Raw genomic sequence first — 22,026 nt, forward strand, 5'->3', positions numbered from 1 at the left:
ATATAGCCTCTACCAAGGTAATTTTTCACCTGAGTAAGACAGGAAGCTTCCGGAATCCTCTTTCTGAATATTTTCAATCACTCGAAACATATCAGCTACGGCCTCATTTGCAGGTCTACCAATCTGTTGTCCTCTAAAAGGTTTAGAGAGTCTGGAGTTAACCGTCCCAGGATGCAGAGCAATTAATGCCGTGTTAGGTTTAGTGCGAGTGAGCTCTATTGCCGCAGTCTTAATGAGCATATTGAGCGCTGCTTTAGAGGCTCGGTAGCTGTACCATCCGCCAAGACGGTTGTCCTCTATGCTACCGACCTTGGCTGATAGAGTGACCATGATGCTATTTTGTGGATCTAACAGCTTGGAAAAGTGACGAATAGTCAGGGCTGGTCCAATAGCATTAATTTTCATTAAATCCATTAATTGATTTGCATTGAGATCATCCAGTCTTTTTTCAGGCATCCAGTGTTCGCTGTGCAATACCCCTATCGTATTAATAATGAGTTGATAGGGTGCTTCTGCCGCAAGCCCTGCAGCGCAGGACTCGATTGAATCGGGATTGAGGTAATCAAGGGGGTATTCGGAGTGTCGATGCACGCCTGTAAGCTTAGAGCAGGCAGGGTGATTTGTGAGAAGTTCCACAAAAGCATCTCCAATGGTGCCAGAGGCTCCAATGACAAGTGCGTGAAAGGGGGTTGGAAGTAGTTTCAAGAGGATTTCTGAATTAGTGGTGCTATCAGCCAGTTTATTGAATAAGTCTTAAACTTGCACAATGGCCTCTGACTTACAAAAACTGACCCTGTTTTACGATGGCGCGTGCCCTTTATGCCAGGCAGAAATTTTATTTCTTGGGGGGCGTAATCAAGCCGGCCTGCTCGATTTTGTAGACATTAACTCAGATCGGTTCAACCCAGCAGCCGTAGGAGTATCGTGCGAACAAGCTTTGGCGGCGATGTATGGTCAATACGCCGATGGCGTTTTAATTAGCGGTGTCGCTGTTTTCCCTGAAGCCTATCGCAGGGCTGGGCTGCCTTTTATGGCTTGGTTATTTTCTCGTAAAGTCCTGCAACCTTTTTTGCGCTTTGGGTATCGCTTCTTTGCAAAAAATCGTCATGCGATTTCACAAATATTGGGACCGGGTGCACTACGCCTAGTCAAGGCCAATACGAAGCGGGGTACTTCATGACAGCAAAAATCATGTTACTTCGTTTTTGCATCTTGGCTTGCCTATTTACCTCTTCCGCCTTTGCTGGTGATGTATCTCATATCGATCAAGTATTAAATCCAGCTAAGCTACAAGGTAGTGGAAAATTAACTTGGTGGGGTCTGCACGTTTATGATGCGTCCTTTTATCGAGGTGCCAGTCTCAACTCTTCAGAATTTGCCCTTGATCTACGGTATCAAAAATCTTTTTCTGGTAACGCTATCGCCAATCGAACGATTGAGGAGATGAAAAAACTCGGAGTACCAGAAGCCCAGGCACAGAGCTGGGGAAAGCAGTTGGCAACCTTCTTACCGAATGTAGAGTCTGGCCAAAATATCACCGCTATTTATGCTCCCAAGCAGGGGACTACCTTTTATTTTGAAGGTAAGCCTTTGGCTCAAATTGCAGGAGCAGAGTTTCCTAAAGCCTTTTTTGGTATTTGGCTTGATCCAAAAACAAGTGCACCCAAGTTACGCGAGCAATTGCTAGGACAAAGTTGTCCTCCACCCCTTTTTCAAGAGAGTTGTAATTAATGAAACATCACTTTATTAAATTCACGATCACTTTGTTTGTTGCCGTATTTTTATTTGGCTGCTCTGGACCTCAGGTCTCTCAGTATGCTAAAGAAAAACCAACGCTGGATTTAAGCGAGTACTTTTCTGGAAACATTGATGCTTATGGCATCTTCACTGATCGAAGTGGCGCTGTTGTAAAGCGCTTCACCGTCTTGATTCAAGCTAACTGGAAAGTAGTTGACGGTAAGAAGATTGGTACTCTAGATGAAAGCTTTGAATATTCGGATGGCTCTAAGCAAAAACGTATTTGGACGTTGACCGAAGTCGCGCCAGGTAAATACATTGGAAAGGCAGACGACGTAGTGGGTGAGGCAAATGGTTCATCTGCAGGTAATGCCCTCAATTGGGCTTATACATTGGCTTTACCTGTGGATGGCACCGTCTATCATGTTCAATTCGATGACTGGATGTACTTGGTGACACCTAAAGTAATGATTAATAAAGCCCAGATGAGTAAGTTTGGCATTAATTTAGGTGAGGTCACACTCAGTTTCTATAAGCGTTAAGGTCATTTAATTCTGCTTGCTAATCTATTAGAATTGTTTGGAGATTAATTGCCCCAAAATAATGAATAAAAATAGTCAATGAATACAAAACACTTAACTCAAGCTCGCGTCGCAGTTGTTACTGGGGGTGCTCGCGGTATTGGCTTAGCAATTGGCCAATGGTTTCTAAACCATGGCTATCAAGTTGCTCTTCTGGATGTTGATAAAGCCACGCTCGATGCAACTATGAAATCGTTTGGTGGATCTGCGGATGTACTCGGCATTCATTGCGATGTATCTAAACCTCAAGAGGTAGAGCGTGCTGCTGAGAAAGTCATTTCCGTGTTTGGTCATGTCAATGCCTTAGTCAATAATGCTGGAGTGGCTGTATTTAAGCCGGTATTAGAAACATCTTTTGAAGAATGGCGCACCGTCCTCGGCACTAATTTAGATGGTGCTTTTATTTGCTCCCAAGTATTCGGTCGATTGATTGTTGAGCAAGGCGGCGGTGCGATTGTGAATATTGCTTCTATTTCTGGTTTGAGGGCTAGTACTTTGCGGGTTGCCTATGGCACTAGTAAGGCCGCCCTCATTCAATTGACCAAGCAATATGCAGTTGAGCTAGGCAACTCTAATGTGCGCGTGAATGTGATTGCACCAGGTCCGGTCGATACAGAAATGGCAAAGTTAGTTCATAGTGTGGCGATTCGGTCAGACTACTACGACACCATCCCGCTGGGTCGTTACGGCACCCCAGAAGAGATGGCCAATACTGTTGGGTTCTTGTGTAGTGATGAGGCAGCTTTTATAAATGGCCAAGTGCTGGCCGTAGATGGTGGTTTTGAGGCGACCGGCGTCGGTTTGCCAACCCTACGTCGCAATACTGAGCCTCCCAAAGCTAGCTAGACTGCTGGTTTTCCCTTGATTTACGGGGCTTTATTAAAATCTAGCGGTATATTAAGCACCAGAATAAAAGGCCTGATTGATGGGCTGTTGCTAAAAAGAATTGAAATTCATCCAATGGAGACAGTATGACGTTTACAAGACGAGACTTTATTAAGCATGCTGGTATTGCAGCGCTACCTTTAGTGGCAGGTAATACCTTTGCGCAGAGTGCAGAATTTAATATGAAGTTTGGTAGCAATTTGCCAGCCACTCATCCGCTCAATATTCATGCTTATAAGATGGCATCGAAAATTAAGTTAGAAACTAAAGGACGCGTTGATATTCAAGTGTTCCCATATAACCAATTGGGTAATGACACTGATATGTTGTCACAATTACGTTCGGGTGCTTTGGACTTTATGACTTTGTCACCATTGATCTTGGGCTCATTGGTTCCCCAGGCGCAAATTAACGGCGTTGGTTTTGCTTTTAAAGACTACAAACAAGTCTGGGCTGCTATGGATGGTGACTTAGGGGCTTATGTTCGCCGTCAAATTGCTAATACAGGCACTATTTTTGCTTTCGATAAAATTTGGGATAACGGTTACCGTGAAGTCACCAACAGCGTCCGCCCCATCTACAAGCCAGATGATTTAAAGGGAATTAAGTTGCGTACGCCTCCTGGTCCAATGTGGGTGTCTTTATTTAAAGCCTTGGGTGCGGCACCAACCCCATTGAACTTTGCTGAAGTGTATTCAGCATTGCAATCTAAAGTGGTTGATGGTCAAGAAAATCCTTTGGCAATTATCTATACAGCAAAGCTGTATGAGGTTCAAAAATACTGTTCTATGACTAACCATATGTGGGACGGTTACTGGTTCATGGGCAATAAGAAGTTGTTTGAACAGTTGCCGCCGGATTTGCAAGCTATCGTGACTCGTAACGTTGCTGAATCGGCAATCTTGCAAAGAGCTGACGTACGCAAGATGAATGATGGCTTACAGGCTGACCTGAAGGCAAAAGGAATGGCAGTCAATGACACTAACCCAGATCCTTTCCGTGAGAAATTAAGACAGGCTGGCTTCTACTCTGAGTGGAAAACTAAGTTTGGTGATGAGGCTTGGTCCTTGCTTGAGAAATATACGGGCAAGCTAGCGTGAGTTCACCAGCTTTAATGAACGAGGCCCCTTTCAAGGGGCCTTTCGGTAAATACGCTTCATGGCTTGAAACAATCGTTGCCACCATCGTTGAGTGGGTAGCGGCGTGCTTAGTCTTAGCTTGTATCGGAATACTATTTTCTGGAGTGGTGGGTAGATATGTTCTGAACTCACCACTCGTTTGGTCTGATGAGCTAGCTTCCATTCTGTTTCTCTGGCTTGCCATGATTGGATCGGTGATCGCCTTAAAGCGTGGTGAGCACATGCGTATGACGGCTTGGATTAGTAAGCTGAGTGATCAAAAGCAAATGTACTTCGAGTCGATTGGATTATTAGCTTGTCTACTCTACTTGGCAATCATCCTGCGACCTGCATATCACTTTGCAATCGATGAATTGATTGTGACTACGCCTTCCTTGGAGATTTCCAATTTATGGCGTGCTGCCGCGCTGCCAAGCGGCGTGATTCTGATGATGTTCTTCTGTTTATTTCGGCTTGCCAGAATCGCGACACTTAAGGTGATGCTTTTAAGCATTGCGTCCCTGTCAGTGGCTTTTACTATTTTCTATATCTGCTCTCCAGCATTTCTTGGTCTAGGCAAATACAACCTACTAATCTTTTTTGTGGGAGTTGCAGGTTTTAGTATTTTTGCGGGAGTGCCCATTGCCTTTGCATTTGGGCTAGGTACTGTGGCGTATTTAGGTTTGAGCACGCATATGCCAATATCCGTTGTCATTGGTCGTATGGACGAGGCCATGTCTCATATGGTCTTATTGGCGGTGCCGCTCTTTGTATTCCTTGGGCTTTTAATGGAAATGACTGGCATGGCAAGAGCCATGATTGCCTTTCTTGCATCATTACTTGGACATGTTCGCGGCGGTCTTTCTTATGTATTAGTGGGCGCTATGTATTTAGTCTCTGGTATTTCCGGATCAAAGGCCGCAGATATGGCGGCGATTGCGCCGGCTCTATTCCCGGAAATGAAAAAGACCACACCTCCAGGTGAGTTAGTGGCTTTGTTAGCTGCTACGGGCGCGCAAACAGAAACAATTCCCCCAAGCTTGGTGCTCATTACGATTGGTTCAGTTACTGGTGTTTCTATTGCAGCCCTATTTACGGGTGGCATGTTGCCCGCACTAATATTGGCATTCATATTGTGTATCTTGGTATGGTGGCGTAATCGTCACGTACAGATTGCGCAGGTAGCCCGTCCAAAACCTGCCGAAGTATTCAAGCTTTGTTTGGTCGCATTCCCTGCACTGGCACTACCGTTTGTGATTCGTGCAGCAGTAGTGGAGGGTGTTGCGACTGCAACTGAGGTATCAACCATTGGTATCGTCTATGGCGTGATTTGCGGCGTCTTGATCTATCGTCAATTCGATATTAAGCGTATCGCACCCATGTTGATTGATACGGCATCTTTATCTGGCGCTATCTTGTTGATCATTGGTGCTGCTACTGGAATGGCTTGGGGTCTGACTCAGTCCGGCTTCTCGCAGGTGGTGGCTCAGATCATGACCGACCTAAATGGGGGTCCTCATACATTCCTGTTCATTTCAATTATTGTATTTGTGATACTTGGATCGGTACTTGAAGGTATTCCAGCGATTGTTTTATTCGGACCCCTTTTATTTCCGGTAGCCCGCCAGCTTGGCATTAATGAAGTGCATTACTCCATGGTAGTAATTCTATCGATGGGTATTGGACTCTTTGCACCACCTCTGGGAGTTGGCTATTACGCAGCCTGTGCAATCGGCAAGGTCAACCCTGATGAAGGCGTTAAGCCAATCATTGGATATCTAGTTGCTTTAGTTATTGGAACTTTGATTGTTGCATTTGTACCCTGGATTTCAACTGGGTTTCTGTCTTGAATTAGATGGGTGGAGCAGATATAAAAATACCAACCCTTGGGTTGGTATTTTTATATCTGCCACTTCTCTAGAAGACTTAATGCCACATTAGAAACGATAGCCAATACCAAAGAGCACATCGTAACCTGATGCGTTAGCCGTTGAATTAATAATCAAGCCATCAGTTGTTGTAATAGTAACTGGCTTTGCCTTATTGATTGCATAGTTAGCTTCAGCAAAACCATAAATGGATCCAGAGATTATTTGTTTATAGCCTAGACCATAGACAGTGCCGTTTGTTTGTGTTTTTTGCTCAGCAAAGTTTCCTGCAGCATTGCCTGAAGCGCTAGAGTAAGTGGTTGCCCCTGTGTAACCAATTTTTGCGTATACCAGTTTTTCTTGGTCGATCGCATAGGAGGGGCTTAAATAGATGCTAAAGACATTTCTTACGTTATACGTTCCATAAACAGTACCTAGAGCATTTGTTGCACTTGTTGAGGCAGTTGTGGAATGTCCAGGATAAAGTGATGCGCCAATACCCAATAAATAGTTTTCATTTAATGAAAAGTTATATCCTGCAGCAATACTTCCAGCAGGTCCATTAGAGTGATTTGCAGTAGCAAAGGTTGGTAATGTGGCAACAGACGGTATTGTTGTAGTGCCATTGGCAGCAACTGGGATGTAGCTTTCATAGCCTATTCCAATTTGGGCATAAGGCCCGGACCAAGCGCTTGCATTTGTTTGCGCACTGGCAATGCTTGAACTGATTGCTGCAATGATTAGCCCTGCAATTTTGATGTAATGATATTTCATGTCTCTCTCTTCATTTTTTAATGTATTCAAGTTTAATGAATTGGCTTAAGAAATTAATTTCTTGATTGCCTCAACGATTTGCGTATACCCAATTGGCTTATATAAGACCTTGATATTGAGATCATTGAATAATTGAATATGTTTTGGGGAGGTATCGGCAGTAATAATGATTGCTGGAATATCAACGCCGAAACTATCCCTTAATTGCTGAATGATGAGATCGCCAGTCGTGCTTTTGAGCCTATAGTCACTCAGAATGCAATCAATGTGATTCACATTTGACAGTTGATTAGCCAGCTCGGCACTATTTTCAGAGAGTGAGATGACATGAAAACCGTTTTGTGCCAATGCCTTTTCATAAGCGCTAAAAATCGAGGGATCATCTTCGAATATGGCAATAGACTTTGTTGCGAAGAGAAGTTCTTGACGTCCAGAATTTGAGTGCAAAAGGTCTTTATCACTCATTTTTTCATTTTCAGGAAGTAATCTTGCGCTGTACTTGGTTTGGATATTGAAAATAGTGCCCTTACCAACTTCTGACTCTACGGATAACTCAATGTCTGACAGCTTACAAAGCCTTTTGACGATTGAGAGGCCTAAGCCTAGGCCATCGTGCATATTACGAGTGCTATCCACTCTAAAAAATTCATCAAAGATTTTTTCTAGAGATAAATTATCAATTCCACATCCAGTATCTTCAATATGAATGTGTAGACAATCTTGTTTTATAGAAAATTCTGCCAAGATTGAGCCTGTTGTGGTGTACTGGATTGCATTTGACATGAGATTGCCAAGCAATTGCTGAAGAACAACAATATCTCCGTTCACTTCAATATTAGAAAATTCAAAATAAAGAACTAGGTTCTTGCTTGAAGCAATGGGGGTTTAGGTCCTTGAGAGGCTGCCTACTAGCTCAATCAGTTCAAATGGTTTTTGTATTTGATCTGCTGATCCAGCATCTAATTTACTGAGATCAAGCAGAGAATTGAACATCGAGTTAAGCGATTGAATACTTTTTCTGATTTGGAAGAAGTTGATTCGATCTTTAGGATTTAGCGTTTGCGGCTCAAATAGATCTAGGTAAATATTGACGGCATGTAAGGGTTGCCTGAGGTCATGGCTGGCAGTGGCGATAAATTTAGACTTAGCAGTATTGGCCGAGATTGCAGCATTTCGCTCTATCTCCAAATCCCGGTTGAGCATTTGGTTCTGAATCTGGAGGCTTACTGTTCGAATCCAAGAGTCTGAAAAGTAAGAGGCCATCTTGATGGTATAGACAGAGAATGCAAACTCCCCAAGCAAAATGGGCCAAGGAAAGATTAACGGGGGGATCAGCGAAATAGTAAATTGGCAGATAAAGATGGGTAATGCAAAACAGAGGAATATAGGTCGATGGATGGAGTAGCCGTATAGACCAACAAAAACAGCAGTACAGCTCATTAAGAGGTAGAGGCATTGGAGATTGAATGGTATGGTTGGAACCACAATCAGCCAACCAAGCCCCCAGCACATCGTTACTGAAAATACTCCAATAGTTAAGTTGAAAATTTTCTTTTGGGTCGATAAGCCGGGTTCTTTGTTTTTTACAAAAACTATGTATGCCCTAAATGACACGCAGATAGCCATTGTGCCAAGCCAAATGAGTAGAGCAGTTAACTGCGCCTCCTGAAAGATCAATATTCCAGTAAGCAGTGGACCAATGATCGTGCCTGCAGTATTGGTTTTGGATGCAGTTTGAAGAAATGTATATTTCTCTTCAAGTGGCAATGGGTTGTCAGCCTTTAAGGGAAATGTTGTCATAGCTTAGACCCAGCCATTTTCCTTGGCCTTAATGACGGCCTGGGTTCGATTGAAAACTTTTATTTTTTTGAAGATCTCACCAAGATGTACCTTGACCGTTTGCTCACTAATATTGAGCGAATAGGCAATCATTTTGTTTGAGTGGCCGTTAGCAATTTGCGACAGAATTTCTTTTTGTCTATCGGTGAGCTGATTGATTAGGGCCTCTTGAGGTTCTAATCCCATTAATGTACATAGACTTCCATAAATATGGGCGCTATCACTATTTTTGGATATAAAGATATTGCAGCCAGCATCAATGCATTGCTTTTCAACTAGTTCTTTTTCTACGCCTGAAATAGCGGCAATGGCGATCACATTGGACAGTTTTTTAAATTCGACAATTCCAGAGAATTGATCTTCACAGTCTGGTACCAGTAGATCCAAAAGAACTACCCAATTAGTTTGTTGGCTTTGGGCAATTTTTAAGCCCTCACCTAAAGAGTCCGCCGAGAAGACTGGAACATTGTTAGCAAGAAATTTTCTAGTGAGGAATTGGTGAAGGGCATCCCTATAGACTGGATGATCATCGACGACTAAAACTGACGCGGATTGCATGGCTCTGCCCTTGGTATTCATCAAGCCCTTTTGGGAGCCTGGCTTCAGTGAATGTTATCACATTCATATTAAACACCTGACTAATACTTTAGCTCTAGAGATAGCGTCAATTAAGTTGACCAAGATCAATTATTCAGACGGGGGGGTGCTTTCTTGTCCTTTAGGTATAGCCTTATTTGCGGTTTAAGATCTACTATTTTTCGATACCGATTGATGACAGTTTGATGACTAGAGCTAAAGTACTATATCTAAATAAGGGTGATCTTTCTAGGATAGGTGCATTCATTCTTTTAGGGAGTCATCATGGGCCAATTCATCAGTCGCCATTCTCGTTTTAGCTTTTTGTTCTCCTTATTCCTGGTGGGTCTCTTGATGGCTTTAATTGGCTCCCGGGCCCAGGCAAAATGGATCCTCAGGGCGTAGTGGAGATCAATAATCCCCATCGTATTCCCAATGAATTTAATCCTCGGTTTCACCGTCCAGAGGATGAAATTATCGCCATCAAGCACGAGCCAAACGAGGAAGTGGTGGAGCCTACCGAATCAATTCATGAGCTTGCTTTTAAAAATCAACATCTCTCCGCTCAGTCAACTTATGACTACACAACAGGTACATCAAACTAACTCTCTGACACCCTTTGCGCTAAAGGGTTCATCAGGCTTCCTTCATGGGGAAGTAGAGTCGCTTCGTTACTGTGAGGTATTTGAGGCGCTTGGACATGAAACCAGGCTACGAGTATTTGATTTTATCTACTGGGCCGGTGAAAAGGGCGCCCGGCCAAAGGATATTATTAATTGCTATGGCGTTGATTCTGGAACTTTGGATTTCCATTTAAAAAGACTCATGGCTGTTGGATTGGTTGTCCTTAAGTCGGGATGTCTTAGAGGTACTTATTCCGTTAGTCCCAATCTCCCTTTAGGATTAACGTTAATGTTTGACTCTAGACAGGCCCAAAGTCATCCATCTTATTTAGCTAGCGCCTAATTTTCTCGGGTTATCCCTGAGAACTGATGTGAGTTCTCCATGTTAGATTGCATCAAGAAGATGTGATTAAAAATATAACAATGTGGAGACTAAATTGAGAGTACTTTCTTTAGCTAAAAAATACTTTGCTGTTGCAATTCTGGGGTTTGCATCTGCGCACGCATATGCCCAAGCCACTGCCAAAGATTTTGTGATCGTCAAGCCTGACCAAGTGGTGTGGACCGATGCTAGTGCTGGAGTTAAAACTGCTTTTCTGTATGGCGATCCGAATAAGCCGGGAATGTATGTCGTGCGCAATATTTTTCCAGAGGGCATTATGAGTTCTCCACACTTCCATACCCAAGATCGTTTTGTGACAGTTATCAAAGGAACTTGGTATGCGGGTACTGATGCAAGCTGGGATCCTGCTACGACTGTTGGTTTGCCTGCTGGCAGCATGATGTTTCATCCTGCTGGCGTAGTTCATTTTGATGGCGCTATGAAAGGCCCAACAGAAATTCAGATTAGCGGCATGGGGCCAGTGAGCACCACCCCAGTTTATCCAGATGCTCCTCGCTTTGGTAATCCGCGTAAACTCAATTAATACCTTTCTTCACCCAGAAAGACAAAACCCCAGAGATTCCTCTGGGGTTTTTATTTACCAAGGTAATTCTGGCAAACGCTGGGATCAAATATCAGGCAGCAATCTTGCTTGGTTCTTCTTGGCTCACAGAGTGGCGAATGAGGTAGTCAAAGGAGCCAAGTGATGCTTTTGCACCTTCACCCATGGCGATAATGATTTGCTTATAAGGGACTGTGGTGCAGTCACCTGCGGCAAATACACCCGGTAACGATGTCTCGCCTTTGGCATCCACAATAATCTCGCCACGTGGAGAGAGGTCAACGGTGCCTTTGAGCCATTCGGTATTTGGGAGTAAGCCGATCTGCACAAAGATGCCCTCTAACTCCAAGGTGTGATCTGCTTTAGAGGTGCGATCCTCATAGCGCAAGCCATTCACTTTGCTGCCATCACCCAATACTTCTTTGGTTAATGCGCTTGTAATAACTTGAACGTTAGGAAGGCTGAATAATTTCTTTTGCAATACAGCATCTGCACGCAATTGGCTATCAAACTCAATTAAAGTGACATGGCTCACAACGCCAGCCAAATCAATTGCAGCTTCAACCCCTGAATTACCACCACCAATTACAGCAACACGCTTACCTTTAAATAAGGGGCCATCGCAATGCGGGCAGTAGGCAACCCCTTTGTTGCGATACTCCTGTTCGCCAGGCACATTCATTTCTCTCCAGCGCGCACCAGTGCTGATGATGACTGATTTGCTATTGAGTACTGCACCGTTCGCCATCTCCACTTCAATGCCTTTGCTGGTTTTTCGTAGTGCATTGGCACGCTGCAAGTTCATGATGTCAACTTCATAATCTTTCACGTGTTGCTCTAAGGCTTGTACCAGTTTTGGTCCCTCAGTATGTGAGACTGAAATGAAGTTTTCTATTCCGAGGGTGTCCATGACTTGGCCGCCAAAGCGCTCAGCAACAATACCGGTGCGAATACCTTTGCGGGCCGCATAAATTGCAGCTGCAGAACCAGCGGGGCCACCACCGATAACTAGAACATCAAAATCGTCTTTAGCATTGAGTTTGGCAGCCTCTTCTTCAGCGCTGCCGGTATCGAGTTTGGCAATAATTTCTTCAACGCCCATACGACCTTGACCAAATACTTCGCCGTTCAGAATGACGGTTGGAACAGCCATGATCTGATATTGATCAACTAGATTCTGGTAAAGAGCGCCATCAATCATTTCATGCTGTACCTGAGGATTGAGTGCAGCCATTAAGTTCAAGGCTTGCACAACGTCAGGGCAGTTATGGCATGACAAAGAAATAAATGTCTGAAAGCGAAACGTACCTTCGAGTTTGCGAATGCGAGCAATGATGTCTTCTTCTACTTTGGGTGGGTAACCACTGGCTTGCAAGATCGCCAAGATAAATGAAGTCATCTCATGACCCATTGGTAAGCCAGCGAATGTAATGCGGGCTTCTTCATCAAGTTTACTTACGGTAAAGCTTGGAGAATTCTGAGCTTGGCCGTTAGTCTTAACCGTAATCTTGTCAGATTGTTCTGCAACTTCATTCAAGAGCTCAAGCATCTGAGATGACGCTGGGCTTTGATCAAGAGTCGCTGTCAGAACGATTGGCGCGACGATCCTTTCAAAGTAGGCTTTTAATTGGGTCTTGATATTGTTATCTAACATGGTAAATCCTTAATCTTTAATTTCAGTGAGTCTATTGGGCAGGACCTGATCCTCTCCAATAGACTCTCCGGAGAGAGTCTGATCTATTAGATCTTGCCTACAAGGTCTAAAGATGGAGTCAAAGTAGCTGCACCTTCTTTCCATTTCGCTGGGCAAACTTCACCTGGGTGAGCAGCTGTGTATTGAGCAGCTTTGAGCTTGCGCAATGTTTCAGATACGTCACGTGCGATTTCATTGGAGTGAATTTCTGCAGTCTTGATAACACCTTCTGGATTGATGATGAATGTGCCGCGCAAAGCTAAGCCAGCTTCAGGAATGTGTACGCCAAACGCATTTGTTAAAGTGTGTGTTGGATCACCAACGAGCGGGAACTTTGCTTTACCAACAGCTGGTGAAGTTTCGTGCCAAACTTTGTGTGAGAAATGGGTATCAGTTGTTACGATATACACTTCAGCACCTAACTTTTGAAACTCAGCATAGTTCTCGGCTGCATCTTCAATTTCTGTTGGGCAGTTAAATGTAAAAGCTGCTGGCATGAAAATCAAAACTGACCAATGGCCCTTGAGGCTTTCATCAGAAATGGTGACAAACTTACCGTTATGGAAAGCTTCGGTTTTAAATGGCTGAACTGCGGTGTTGATAATAGACATGGTGCTCCTTTTGTTAAATGAATTGGGTTAATCAATCATGGAATGCTTTGACAACGGAGTCCATTCTAGGCACTATTTTATTATTTGTATAATGAATAATTTAGATGTTAATGATCGAAATTATTGATAATTAAATAAGGCATTGCTTAAAGCGGGGATAATGAGGTCTTAAAGCTCTAAACAGCCCCTACCAGTCTTTTTGAGAGTCGTTATCGATATGCCAATTCAGTTCAAACATTTGATCCGATCTATTTCCTTCCTTGCCTTGGGCTTGTTTTTGCTTTCAGGCTGTCAATCTACGGGTAAAGATGGCAAGCCGCTCACACAAGCAGAAATTGTTCAGAAGCGCCAAGCAACAATCGAGATGGCTAAAACGGGTCTCGATGCCTTAATCAAACAAAATCCAAAGATTAGGGAAGATATTGAAAAGGCTCCTGGTTATGCAGTGTTTAGCACTACCAATGTTAATGTGGTCCTAATCGTAGTCGCGCGCGGTGAGGGTGTGTTGTATGACAAGCGTCGTAAGGAGCCTGTGTTTATGCAGGCACTCAAGACAGGTGAAGGTCTGGGCGCTGGATATCAAAACCAATATCAAATTGTGATTTTCAAAACCACTTCTGCAATTGATCAATTTTATTGACTTCAATCGATGGACAAAAAGGTGGCATTGACGTAGACGCTAATTTTTCTGCAGGCTCAGGCGGAACAATTCGCTCCTTTAATCCCGAGATTACTTTTTATACCGTTGGTTTGTCTGGCTATGATTTGCAGGCCAACTATGGTGGCACGCTCTACCTGGTGGATCAGCAGCTGAATGATGCGGCCACACTGAATAGTCTTCCCAAAAAGGCTCCTGCAGCTAAGTAATCATTCGGAACCCACATTGGCTGGGTTCTACTGGTATTTCTCTATAGAAACGCTCTTAAACGAGAGTAGATTGGTATCTGTATTCGTATAGATATCAATCGTATATCTCTCACCTAAAGGGGTTGTTATGAGCAAAGATTCATTGAGTGCCGCTGCAGCTAAAAGTCAACAAAAGGCAGTTGATGCTAGTAAAGCCGTTGGTCGAGTTGCCATGGAAAGTGCGCAAGCTATTGCCCAGATTAATCAACAGGCTGCACAAGAATTTGCAGAGCGTATTCAGAAGCGAGTTTCCGAGCTCATGAAAACCCAAGACCCGAAATCGGCTTTTGACTATGTGCACGCAGAAGTATTGCAAGATGCCTCAAAAGAAGTGGCGCATTACCACCAGCAATTACTCAATGTTTTAAGAAGTGGGAATAAAGAGCTAGCTGACATTGCAGAAGTAATGATTCAGGACTCAAAGGCCGACCTCATTCATTTTGTTAATGATGCCACTGACAATGCGCCTCCCGGCAGTGAAGCCTATGTGTCGGTCTTTAAAACTTCGTTTAATAATGCCCTGCAGAACTTTGAATTAGTGCGCGCAGCAATGGCAGATTCTTTTGCTAACTTTGAGAAAAGCGTGGAAAGTGTTGGCAATCTCACTGCCACAAAGGGCCCTTCTAAAAAGAAATAGTGTAATTTTTATAGAGAGTCAATAGCGCTCTTGAAACTGTAGAGCAGTTTGGATCGTCTGAACATGGATCTCAATAGTGGAGCCAATTTCTTTACCGTAACCGCCTGCCATTGAGAAGGCGACTGGGATTTGTCTGCTTAAGGCATATTCAAATACCGCCTCATCTCGCTGAAGCATTCCCGCTTTGCTGATCTTGAGTCTGCCGAGTCGATCGCCCTCGTGGGGATCTGCTCCGGCAAGATAAATAACAAAGTCTGGCTTGAATCGAGCATCCAGTTGATCTAGGCATTGAGCTAGTGCATCGAGATAGGTATGGTCATCGCAACCATCTGCTAATCCAAAATCTAGATCACTCACTTCCTTTTTAAATGGGAAGTTATTCTCCCCATGAATTGAAAGCGTGAAGATAGAAGCATCATGTTGAAGAATGGATGCTGTGCCATTGCCTTGATGTACATCTAAATCAATGATGGCCACCTTTAGATTTGAACTTACTTCTTTCTGAAGGGCGCGTGCAGCAATTGCGGAATCATTAAATACACAAAAACCACTCTCCAAATTGCGATAAGCATGATGTGTGCCGCCAGCTAGATTCCCAGAGATTCCCTCCTTGATGGCGGTTTTGGCAGCAGCTATTGTTGCTCCTGCAGAGCGTCTAGAGCGCTCCACCATTTTTTCGCTCCACGGAAAACCAATTTCTTTTTGCTCCTCAGGACTAAGTTTCCCCTCTATGACTTTGAGTAGGTAACTAGCATCATGAGCATAGAGAATTTGGGTATCCGTCGCGGCTGGTGCTTCTATCAGTTCTAAATTGGCAAGAGTGCTTACTAAGTCGCGGACTCGAGAATACTTTTCCATGGGAAAACGATGACCTGCCGGAAGTGGCAAGACAAAGTGATCGGAATAAAAAGCCTTCAAACAGAACTTCCTACATCGCTCGCATATTGTTCAAGTAAATCAAGGGAGACTGTTTCTAGTGCTTTGATATGAGTGCTCTCTAATTTAATCAGGGGCGCACAATTCGCGTCAACAGCCTCGACCCAGCGATTGATACAAAGGCACCATTGATCTCCTGCGACAAGACCTGGAAATCGATATGCTGGCCTAGGCGTCATGAGATCGTTACCTTTGGCTAGGCTAAATTGTAAAAATTCATCGGTAACAATGGCGCAGACTAGATGGCTACCCACATCTTCCTCGTTAGTTTTGCAGCAGCCATCCCTAAAGAATCCAGTTAAAGGATCAAAAGAGCAGGGAACCAAGGGTTGCCCTAAAACGTTGAGGGCGACATCATTACGCATCAAATTATTCCTTAATCGTGGTTAAAGCAGGTGCATGCATGGGGCGGTGTGCTGCTCGGCAAAAATCCCCTTTTTGTGTCACACTTTCTTCGTAAATACGGGCTGTACGGCTAATTTTGCAGTAAAACATGAATTCACGGGCAAGCAATGAGAATTGAAGACACTGATCCAGCAAGACATGCGGGTATTGAATATCCCATGGAAGTTGGCGCTCCAGTTTTTGCACCCATCAAAGTGGTTGAGGAAAAAGATAAAGCGGTAAACGTTGCACGCCAAAATGCCAAGCAAGAATACGAGCGCATTATGGAGCAAGCTGGGGTGCTGATGAAACAAGCAAGAGCACTACAGGCAAGATTGGATGCCACTGAAATGGTCCATAGTGCTAAGTTTGGTTTTAATCCCATTCATGGAAAAATTTACCATCTGTATTACGACAGCAGAAACTCGACCAATGTGCTTATTCAAAATGGGCCTAAAGAGTGGAGCTGTGGAATTCCGGATGGATGGACTTATGCTATGGCAGTGAAGAAGCTGGGCGATAGCACCTGGGCGGTGGTGGAAGAAAACGCTCTTGCAGTATGATATTTTTTCTTATAACAAATATAAATAGGTGACATGTGACAAAAGCACGAGTAGTTAGCCTGGACAAATTAGGCAGCGCAGACGTAATCAAGCTCATTGATAAAGAATTGCCTCCTCCCGCCAAAGGTGAGGTACAAATTCGTCAAACTGCGATTGGTTTTAATTTCATCGACGTGTATCAGCGCTCAGGTGTTTATCCCCTCGAGCTCCCTACAGGCCTTGGTCATGAGGCAGTCGGTGTTGTGGAATCTTTGGGTGAGGGTGTGACAGGCCTAAAGATTGGCGATCGTGTGATGTATATGAATGCCGGTATTGGTGCTTATGCTAGCGCACGTAATGTTGCTGCAGATAAATTAGTGCCAGTACCAAATGATGTTTCAGACGAAGTTGCTGCTGCAGTGTTCTTCAAAGCAATGACTGCGCAATATCTTGTGCAAAAAACATATAAAGTAAAAGCCGGTGACGTCGTATTAGTTCACGCTGCTGCTGGTGGAGTTGGGCAAATTTTGGCTGGTTGGGCAAAAGCCTTGGGTGCTTTTGTAGTGGGCACTGTTGGTTCGCAAGCTAAAGTGGCGGTAGCTAAAGAAGCTGGATGTGATGCGGTGGTGGATTACTCACAGCCAAATTGGGTTGAAGAAGTATTAAAAGCAACTGGCGGTAAAAAAGCCAACGTGGTGTATGACTCTGTCGCTAAAGATACCTTCCTAGGTTCACTAGAATGCACTGCACCTTTTGGTACGGTTGCACTCTTTGGTGCCGCCTCAGGCCCTGCACCAGAAATTCAGCCAGAGATACTGAATAAGAAAGGCTGCTTATTCTTAACTAGGCCTTCTGTATTTCCGCACAACGCGACACATGCTTTATTGCAAGAGAATGCTAAAGCCGTCTTTGATGCTATTGCCAAGGGTTATGTCAAAGTGCAGCTTGGTGCAAAGTTTTCGCTGGAGCAAGCTGCTGATGCACACCGTGCTGCCGAGGGCAGAAAAGTCTCCGGCGCTATTGTGATGATTCCTTAAGCAGTATTAAGGCTACTAAACCAAAAGCCCCGCCCATGCGGGGCTTTTTCTTAAGCTATTAGAGTTGTAATATAGAAGCATGAACATCCTTGCCAGATCCTTTTTTGCTATTTGTATATTTCTTGGGGCTACCGTTGCCTTGGCACAAATTCCACCAACGCAACATTCGAATGAGATCTCCTATATTTCCGGTGGCGTGGGTGAAGAGGAGACGGCTGCCATATTGGCCGAAGCTAAACAATGGCCGCTGCTATTGGAGTTATCTCAAATAGAAAATGGTAGAGGGGTTTGGATCTTTGGTGCCAAGATCAAAATCAGCAATGCCAAGAAGCAAGTGATTTTTGATGCTCAAGCAGATGGTCCGTATATGTTGATCAATCTTTCGCCAGGTGACTATGTCCTCCAGGCGAGTTATCAAGGTGTTGAGCAAAGTAGGGCCCTGAGTGTGAAAGCAGGTTCACCGCAAAAGATTAATCTTTTCTGGAAATAGTATTTCAGCGAACTTGAGGCTGCAAAATTGGTGCAGCGCCATATAGCTTTATAAAGAGAGTTCAGCCTCTGTTTCTAATTTCGGATATAGTTTTCCCATCCGAATAAATAGATCACGGGAGACAGGGTAATGAGAAATACTTCACTTAAGAAATGGATTGCAAAAGCATTGGTGCTGCCAGTGCTACTTACTGCGAGTACATTCGCATTGGCGCAGACATCTGCAGGCACTAACGCACAAAACAAAACTGAGCTTTTGTGGTTTGGTCAAGCAGGCTTTAGGATTAAGTCTCCTGAGGGTAAGATGATCTTAATTGATCCATGGATCACTGGTGGACCAAAGACTCCCCCGCAATACAAAAATGATTTGGCTGCCATTGGCCCAATTGATCTGCTGTTGGTTACTCATGCTCACGTTGACCATCTGGGTGACGCACCTGCAGTAGCTAAGGCCAATAACATTAAGCTATATGGTCCCGCTGATATGGTGACCCCGCTGACGACATTAGGCATCATTCCTGCTGAGCTTGGCTGGCGGTTTAATAAAACCGGCAGTGTGACTCCATTGCCCGGTATCAAGGTAACTGCAGTGCAGGCTGAGCATTCTTCATTATTGGTTTGGAAGAATCCAGCCACCGATAAGCTCGAGTCACATCCAGCTGGTGAACCTGTTGGTTACATCATTGAGTTAGAGAACGGTTTCAAAATTTGGCATATGGGTGATACAGGCTTGTTTAGTGATATGAAATTTATTAGCGAGCACTACAAACCCGATTTAGTCTTGATTCCAATTGGCGGCAATTTCACAATGGCGCCGGAAGATGCAGCCTATGCATTAAAAACTTGGGTTAAGCCAAAAATGGTGATTCCGATGCATTACGGGTCTAATCCAATGACCAAAGGCACCTTGGCTGAGTTTCAGGCGGCCATGAAGGGAAGTAGCATCAAGATCATCCCAATGACAGAAGGTGAAACAGTCCAGTTTTAAGACTTTCTTCGCTGGTCTCTAAACCCCGCATTCATTGTGGGGTTTTTTATTTCTAGTTGCTTGCATTTAGTTCGTATTAGTACTAATATAGTACTAACTAGTACTTAATTACCTCAAATGAACTTTTTACCCACCCTTCGAAGCTTAGTTTCTGCCTATCAAGCGTTTGAGCACTACTCTGCGCCAGATTTAAAGGGCCTGGGCCTCACAATGACTCAATTCGATGTCATTGCTACCTTGGGCAATCAGCCACCAATGACTTGCAAGGAGTTGGGAGAAAAAACCTTGGTGACCAAGGGGACCTTAACGGGTGTGTTGGAACGTCTGCAGACAAAAGGCATTTTAGAGAGGAAGATGAATCCAGAGGATGCTCGTAGCCAAATGATTGGTTTAACAGATGCGGGTCAAAAGTTATTTGAAAGAGTATTTCCTGCGCACTTACAGTATTTGGAAAAGGCATTTGAGAAGCTGTCTCCAAAGCAATTAAAGGAAGTGCAGGAGTCATTGAATTTACTTAAAGATATTTTTTAATCTACGATCAAACTGAGTTAATAGGAGAAGAGCATGAGTAAAGTAGCCGTAGTTTTTCATAGTGGATATGGGCATACCGTAAAACAAGCTGAAGCTGTAGCAAAAGGCGCTAATGGAACATTGGTCGCAATTGATGCAGAAGGTAATATTTCGGATGCTCAGTGGGCTGCATTAAACGATGCGGATGCCATCGTATTTGGCTCGCCAACCTATATGGGTACTGTGAGCTGGCAGTTCAAGAAGTTTGCTGATGCAAGTTCTAAACAGTGGTTTTCACAGCAGTGGAAAGACAAAGTATTTGGCGGGTTTACCAATTCAGCAACGATGAATGGCGATAAACATTCCACTTTGCATTACTTCTTTACTTTAGCAATGCAGCACTCTGGTGTATGGGTTGGTACTGGCTTGATGCCATCAAACGCCAAGTCAGCTAAGCGTGATGATGTGAACTATGTTGGCTCATCTGCAGGTGCAATGATGACAACACCATCCGATGCAAGCGCTGATGAAGTAAATGCTGGCGACTTAGAGACTGCACGTTTATATGGCGAGCGCATAGCTAAGATTACACAGAAGTTGCGTGGCTAATGAATCACTCTCGATACACCGGCTTCGCCATTCTCTTTCACTGGGTGATGGCGCTTCTAATTTTAGTTACTTGGTCTATTGCCATTGTGGTGAGTGATATGCCCTTGAGTCCCACTAGGATTGCAGGGTACAGCTGGCATAAATGGCTTGGGATAACTGTATTCTTCTTGGTGGTAGTCCGCTTGCTATGGCGTAGCGCCCATCCTGCTCCTGAGCTGAATTTGAAGATGCCTGCTTGGCAAGAGAGGGTGATGAAGTTGACCCATGTAGCCCTGTACTTATTAATGGTTGCCATTCCGGTAGTAGGTTGGCTCATGAGTTCTGCCAAAGGCTATACCGTTAACTACTTTGGGCTCTTTGAATTACCGGATTTAGTCGAAAAAGATAAAGCCCTAGGCCATACTCTAAAAGAGGTTCATGAATGGCTCGCTAATGGTTTAATGGCTTTGGTAGGTCTGCACATCTTAGCCGCCCTTAAACATCAATTGATTGATAAAGATGGCTTATTAAGTCGCATGTCTTTTAGGAGCGCTCGCAATGAGAAATAATGTTTCTTTCTTTAGAAAAGGTTTGGTCGCAATTCTGGCAATGACTCTATCAGCATCCCTGTATGCGGTTGAGTATTCATCAATTGATGTTGCTAAAAGCAAAATTACTTTTACAACGAAGTTGATGGGCTCCAAACTGGCAGGTGGTTTTGGGAAGTTTTCTGGAAAAGTTTCTTTTAATCCCGATGAGCCTGAAAAAGCTAAAGCCTCTTTGATGATTGATATTGCTAGCTTTAATGCGGGCGGCGAAGAGTTGCAAGAAGAGGCTAAAGGGAAGGATTGGTTCAGTACCAAACTCTATCCTAACGCCATATTTACCTCTGATGCAGTGAAGGTCACTGGCCCCAATAGTCTGGAGATTCATGGCTCTTTGGCTATCAAAGGGAAGTCGTTACCAGTAGTTATAGCGGCAAAGTATCAGACGCAGGGCAAGCAAATCATATTTGATGCCAGCTTTCAGTTGTTGAGGTTGGACTACGGTTTAGGTGCTGGTAATTGGGCTGACACATCAGCCATATCCAATGAAGTGCCCGTTAAGGTCAATTTAGTGTTGAACCAAAAGTAGTATTGAGATATTTTTTTAATTAGATTTTTTATCACGGAGAATTACATGAAATCCAAGTTATTGTTTACATTGTTAGCAACCATTGGTTTGGCTACAGCAGCTATTGCAGCGCCATCTACCTATTCGACAGATGCGAATCACACCTTCGCTCAGTTTGAATACAACCATTTGGGTTTTTCAAAACAAACGAGTCGCTTTAATACTGTTACTGGTACAGTGACGATTGATCAAGCAGCAAAAAAAGGTAGCGCAGATATCATTATTGATACCAAGTCAGTAGATACTGGCTCAACCTTATTTAATGGTCATATTCAAAGCGAAGATTTTTTATCTACCACACAGTTCCCAACAGCAACATTTCAGTCAAATGACATGATTTTCAAGGGCGATAAGCCAGTTGAATTGAAAGGCATTCTGACGTTAAAGGGTGTCAGTAAGCCAGTGACCTTGGCTATCACACATTTCGAGTGCAAAAAGCATCCGATGTCTGGTGTTGATTACTGCGGTGCCAATGCTGAAACTAAGGTAAAGCGTACTGAGTTCAATATGGGTAAATATGCTCCTAACGTTGGCGATGACGTCACCATCATGATTGCGATTGAAGCAGCGAAAAAAGAGTGATTTTG

The 22,026-nt window shown here is 43.8% G+C and carries 28 protein-coding genes and 1 pseudogene; 20 read left to right on the forward strand and 9 right to left on the reverse strand.

The annotated features are described in order from the left end of the window. Nucleotides 1-9: 9 nt before the first annotated feature. Nucleotides 10-705 (reverse strand): SDR family NAD(P)-dependent oxidoreductase, encoded by a 696-nt coding sequence (locus A9236_RS10215; RefSeq protein ID WP_143070637.1) that lies wholly within the window; start codon nucleotides 703-705, stop codon nucleotides 10-12. A gap of 61 nt (nucleotides 706-766) precedes the next feature. On the opposite strand from A9236_RS10215, the gene A9236_RS10220 reads away from it, so the two are divergent. From A9236_RS10220 to A9236_RS10245, 6 genes are all read left to right on the forward strand, one after another. Then, on the forward strand, nucleotides 767-1,180 hold the full coding sequence (locus A9236_RS10220; RefSeq protein ID WP_071465207.1) for a thiol-disulfide oxidoreductase DCC family protein: 414 nt from the start codon (nucleotides 767-769) through the stop codon (nucleotides 1,178-1,180). Next, nucleotides 1,177-1,731, forward strand: a complete 555-nt coding sequence (locus A9236_RS10225; protein WP_071465208.1) for a chalcone isomerase family protein — start codon at nucleotides 1,177-1,179, stop codon at nucleotides 1,729-1,731. Before A9236_RS10220 ends, A9236_RS10225 begins: the two co-directional genes overlap by 4 nt. Further along, entirely contained in the window at nucleotides 1,731-2,279 is a 549-nt protein-coding gene (locus tag A9236_RS10230; RefSeq protein ID WP_071465209.1) for a DUF3833 domain-containing protein, read from the forward strand. Before A9236_RS10225 ends, A9236_RS10230 begins: the two co-directional genes overlap by 1 nt. Before the next feature lie 78 nt (nucleotides 2,280-2,357). Next, nucleotides 2,358-3,164 (forward strand): SDR family NAD(P)-dependent oxidoreductase, encoded by an 807-nt coding sequence (locus A9236_RS10235; protein WP_071465210.1) that lies wholly within the window; start codon nucleotides 2,358-2,360, stop codon nucleotides 3,162-3,164. 125 nt (nucleotides 3,165-3,289) lie between these two features. After that, the gene (locus tag A9236_RS10240) at nucleotides 3,290-4,303 is read left to right on the forward strand and encodes a TRAP transporter substrate-binding protein (RefSeq protein ID WP_071465211.1); all 1,014 of its coding nucleotides are present in this window, start codon (nucleotides 3,290-3,292) and stop codon (nucleotides 4,301-4,303) included. A gap of 14 nt (nucleotides 4,304-4,317) precedes the next feature. Further along, a complete protein-coding gene (locus A9236_RS10245; RefSeq protein WP_071465212.1) occupies nucleotides 4,318-6,171 on the forward strand; it encodes a TRAP transporter large permease subunit in 1,854 nt (617 codons plus the stop codon). Between the two features lie 87 nt (nucleotides 6,172-6,258). Here A9236_RS10245 and A9236_RS10250 read toward each other — a convergent pair. The 4 genes and pseudogenes from A9236_RS10250 to A9236_RS10265 all read right to left on the reverse strand — a co-directional run. Next, nucleotides 6,259-6,864, reverse strand: a pseudogene (locus A9236_RS10250) (hypothetical protein); the annotation flags it as partial. A gap of 144 nt (nucleotides 6,865-7,008) precedes the next feature. Next, nucleotides 7,009-7,791 carry a hybrid sensor histidine kinase/response regulator gene (locus tag A9236_RS10255; protein WP_071465214.1) on the reverse strand — a complete coding sequence of 261 codons (783 nt, stop codon included), beginning with the start codon at nucleotides 7,789-7,791 and terminating at the stop codon, nucleotides 7,009-7,011. Nucleotides 7,792-7,848: 57 nt separating this feature from the next. After that, complete coding sequence (locus A9236_RS10260; RefSeq protein WP_071465215.1) at nucleotides 7,849-8,763, reverse strand: HAMP domain-containing sensor histidine kinase; 915 nt, start codon at nucleotides 8,761-8,763, stop codon at nucleotides 7,849-7,851. Between the two features lie 3 nt (nucleotides 8,764-8,766). Continuing rightward, on the reverse strand, nucleotides 8,767-9,360 hold the full coding sequence (locus A9236_RS10265) for a response regulator transcription factor (RefSeq protein WP_161485625.1): 594 nt from the start codon (nucleotides 9,358-9,360) through the stop codon (nucleotides 8,767-8,769). 404 nt (nucleotides 9,361-9,764) lie between these two features. On the opposite strand from A9236_RS10265, the gene A9236_RS11115 reads away from it, so the two are divergent. Both A9236_RS11115 and A9236_RS10275 read left to right on the forward strand, forming a co-directional pair. Continuing rightward, entirely contained in the window at nucleotides 9,765-9,983 is a 219-nt protein-coding gene (locus tag A9236_RS11115) for a hypothetical protein (RefSeq protein WP_071465217.1), read from the forward strand. A gap of 455 nt (nucleotides 9,984-10,438) precedes the next feature. Beyond that, a complete protein-coding gene (locus tag A9236_RS10275; RefSeq protein WP_143070639.1) occupies nucleotides 10,439-10,927 on the forward strand; it encodes a cupin domain-containing protein in 489 nt (162 codons plus the stop codon). 91 nt (nucleotides 10,928-11,018) lie between these two features. On the opposite strand, the gene ahpF is transcribed toward A9236_RS10275, so the two are convergent. Then, on the reverse strand, nucleotides 11,019-12,599 hold the full coding sequence (ahpF, locus tag A9236_RS10280) for an alkyl hydroperoxide reductase subunit F (protein WP_071465219.1): 1,581 nt from the start codon (nucleotides 12,597-12,599) through the stop codon (nucleotides 11,019-11,021). 86 nt (nucleotides 12,600-12,685) lie between these two features. After that, the gene (ahpC, locus tag A9236_RS10285; protein WP_071465220.1) at nucleotides 12,686-13,249 is read right to left on the reverse strand and encodes an alkyl hydroperoxide reductase subunit C; all 564 of its coding nucleotides are present in this window, start codon (nucleotides 13,247-13,249) and stop codon (nucleotides 12,686-12,688) included. 217 nt (nucleotides 13,250-13,466) lie between these two features. Here ahpC and A9236_RS11370 point away from each other — a divergent pair, with 217 nt between their 5' ends. The 3 genes from A9236_RS11370 (at nucleotide 13,467) to A9236_RS10295 (ending at nucleotide 14,792) form a co-directional block, all read left to right on the forward strand. Further along, a complete protein-coding gene (locus tag A9236_RS11370; RefSeq protein WP_236638883.1) occupies nucleotides 13,467-13,889 on the forward strand; it encodes a hypothetical protein in 423 nt (140 codons plus the stop codon). Continuing rightward, a complete protein-coding gene (locus tag A9236_RS11375; protein ID WP_236638886.1) occupies nucleotides 13,886-14,116 on the forward strand; it encodes a hypothetical protein in 231 nt (76 codons plus the stop codon). Before A9236_RS11370 ends, A9236_RS11375 begins: the two co-directional genes overlap by 4 nt. A 127-nt stretch (nucleotides 14,117-14,243) precedes the next feature. Next, nucleotides 14,244-14,792 (forward strand): phasin family protein, encoded by a 549-nt coding sequence (locus A9236_RS10295; RefSeq protein ID WP_071465221.1) that lies wholly within the window; start codon nucleotides 14,244-14,246, stop codon nucleotides 14,790-14,792. 18 nt (nucleotides 14,793-14,810) lie between these two features. Here A9236_RS10295 and A9236_RS10300 read toward each other — a convergent pair whose 3' ends face one another. Both A9236_RS10300 and A9236_RS10305 read right to left on the reverse strand, forming a co-directional pair. Beyond that, a complete protein-coding gene (locus A9236_RS10300) occupies nucleotides 14,811-15,710 on the reverse strand; it encodes a histone deacetylase (RefSeq protein ID WP_071465222.1) in 900 nt (299 codons plus the stop codon). Then, complete coding sequence (locus A9236_RS10305; RefSeq protein ID WP_071465223.1) at nucleotides 15,707-16,093, reverse strand: DUF2237 family protein; 387 nt, start codon at nucleotides 16,091-16,093, stop codon at nucleotides 15,707-15,709. The genes A9236_RS10300 and A9236_RS10305 overlap by 4 nt, the downstream gene beginning before the upstream one ends. A gap of 147 nt (nucleotides 16,094-16,240) precedes the next feature. Between A9236_RS10305 and A9236_RS10310 the strand changes: the two genes are divergently transcribed. The 9 genes from A9236_RS10310 (at nucleotide 16,241) to A9236_RS10350 (ending at nucleotide 22,021) form a co-directional block, all read left to right on the forward strand. Continuing rightward, nucleotides 16,241-16,675, forward strand: a complete 435-nt coding sequence (locus tag A9236_RS10310) for a DUF2452 domain-containing protein (RefSeq protein WP_071465224.1) — start codon at nucleotides 16,241-16,243, stop codon at nucleotides 16,673-16,675. Nucleotides 16,676-16,710: 35 nt separating this feature from the next. Next, nucleotides 16,711-17,691: a quinone oxidoreductase gene (locus A9236_RS10315; protein WP_071465225.1), complete on the forward strand. Its 981-nt coding sequence runs from the start codon at nucleotides 16,711-16,713 to the stop codon at nucleotides 17,689-17,691. 79 nt (nucleotides 17,692-17,770) lie between these two features. Then, nucleotides 17,771-18,181 carry a carboxypeptidase-like regulatory domain-containing protein gene (locus A9236_RS10320; protein WP_071465226.1) on the forward strand — a complete coding sequence of 137 codons (411 nt, stop codon included), beginning with the start codon at nucleotides 17,771-17,773 and terminating at the stop codon, nucleotides 18,179-18,181. Between the two features lie 129 nt (nucleotides 18,182-18,310). Then, nucleotides 18,311-19,168, forward strand: coding sequence for a metal-dependent hydrolase (locus tag A9236_RS10325; RefSeq protein ID WP_071465227.1), 858 nt, complete (start codon nucleotides 18,311-18,313; stop codon nucleotides 19,166-19,168). A 117-nt stretch (nucleotides 19,169-19,285) separates the two neighbouring features. After that, nucleotides 19,286-19,699: a MarR family winged helix-turn-helix transcriptional regulator gene (locus A9236_RS10330; RefSeq protein ID WP_071465228.1), complete on the forward strand. Its 414-nt coding sequence runs from the start codon at nucleotides 19,286-19,288 to the stop codon at nucleotides 19,697-19,699. Nucleotides 19,700-19,732: 33 nt separating this feature from the next. Beyond that, entirely contained in the window at nucleotides 19,733-20,287 is a 555-nt protein-coding gene (locus A9236_RS10335) for a flavodoxin family protein (protein ID WP_071465229.1), read from the forward strand. Beyond that, nucleotides 20,287-20,835: a cytochrome b gene (locus A9236_RS10340; RefSeq protein ID WP_071465230.1), complete on the forward strand. Its 549-nt coding sequence runs from the start codon at nucleotides 20,287-20,289 to the stop codon at nucleotides 20,833-20,835. Before A9236_RS10335 ends, A9236_RS10340 begins: the two co-directional genes overlap by 1 nt. Then, nucleotides 20,825-21,400: a YceI family protein gene (locus A9236_RS10345; RefSeq protein ID WP_071465231.1), complete on the forward strand. Its 576-nt coding sequence runs from the start codon at nucleotides 20,825-20,827 to the stop codon at nucleotides 21,398-21,400. The genes A9236_RS10340 and A9236_RS10345 overlap by 11 nt, the downstream gene beginning before the upstream one ends. 45 nt (nucleotides 21,401-21,445) lie before the next feature. Beyond that, nucleotides 21,446-22,021, forward strand: a complete 576-nt coding sequence (locus A9236_RS10350) for a YceI family protein (protein WP_071465232.1) — start codon at nucleotides 21,446-21,448, stop codon at nucleotides 22,019-22,021. Nucleotides 22,022-22,026 lie beyond the last annotated feature (5 nt).

The organism is Polynucleobacter sp. QLW-P1DATA-2, from assembly GCF_001870365.1.
Classification (GTDB): domain Bacteria; phylum Pseudomonadota; class Gammaproteobacteria; order Burkholderiales; family Burkholderiaceae; genus Polynucleobacter.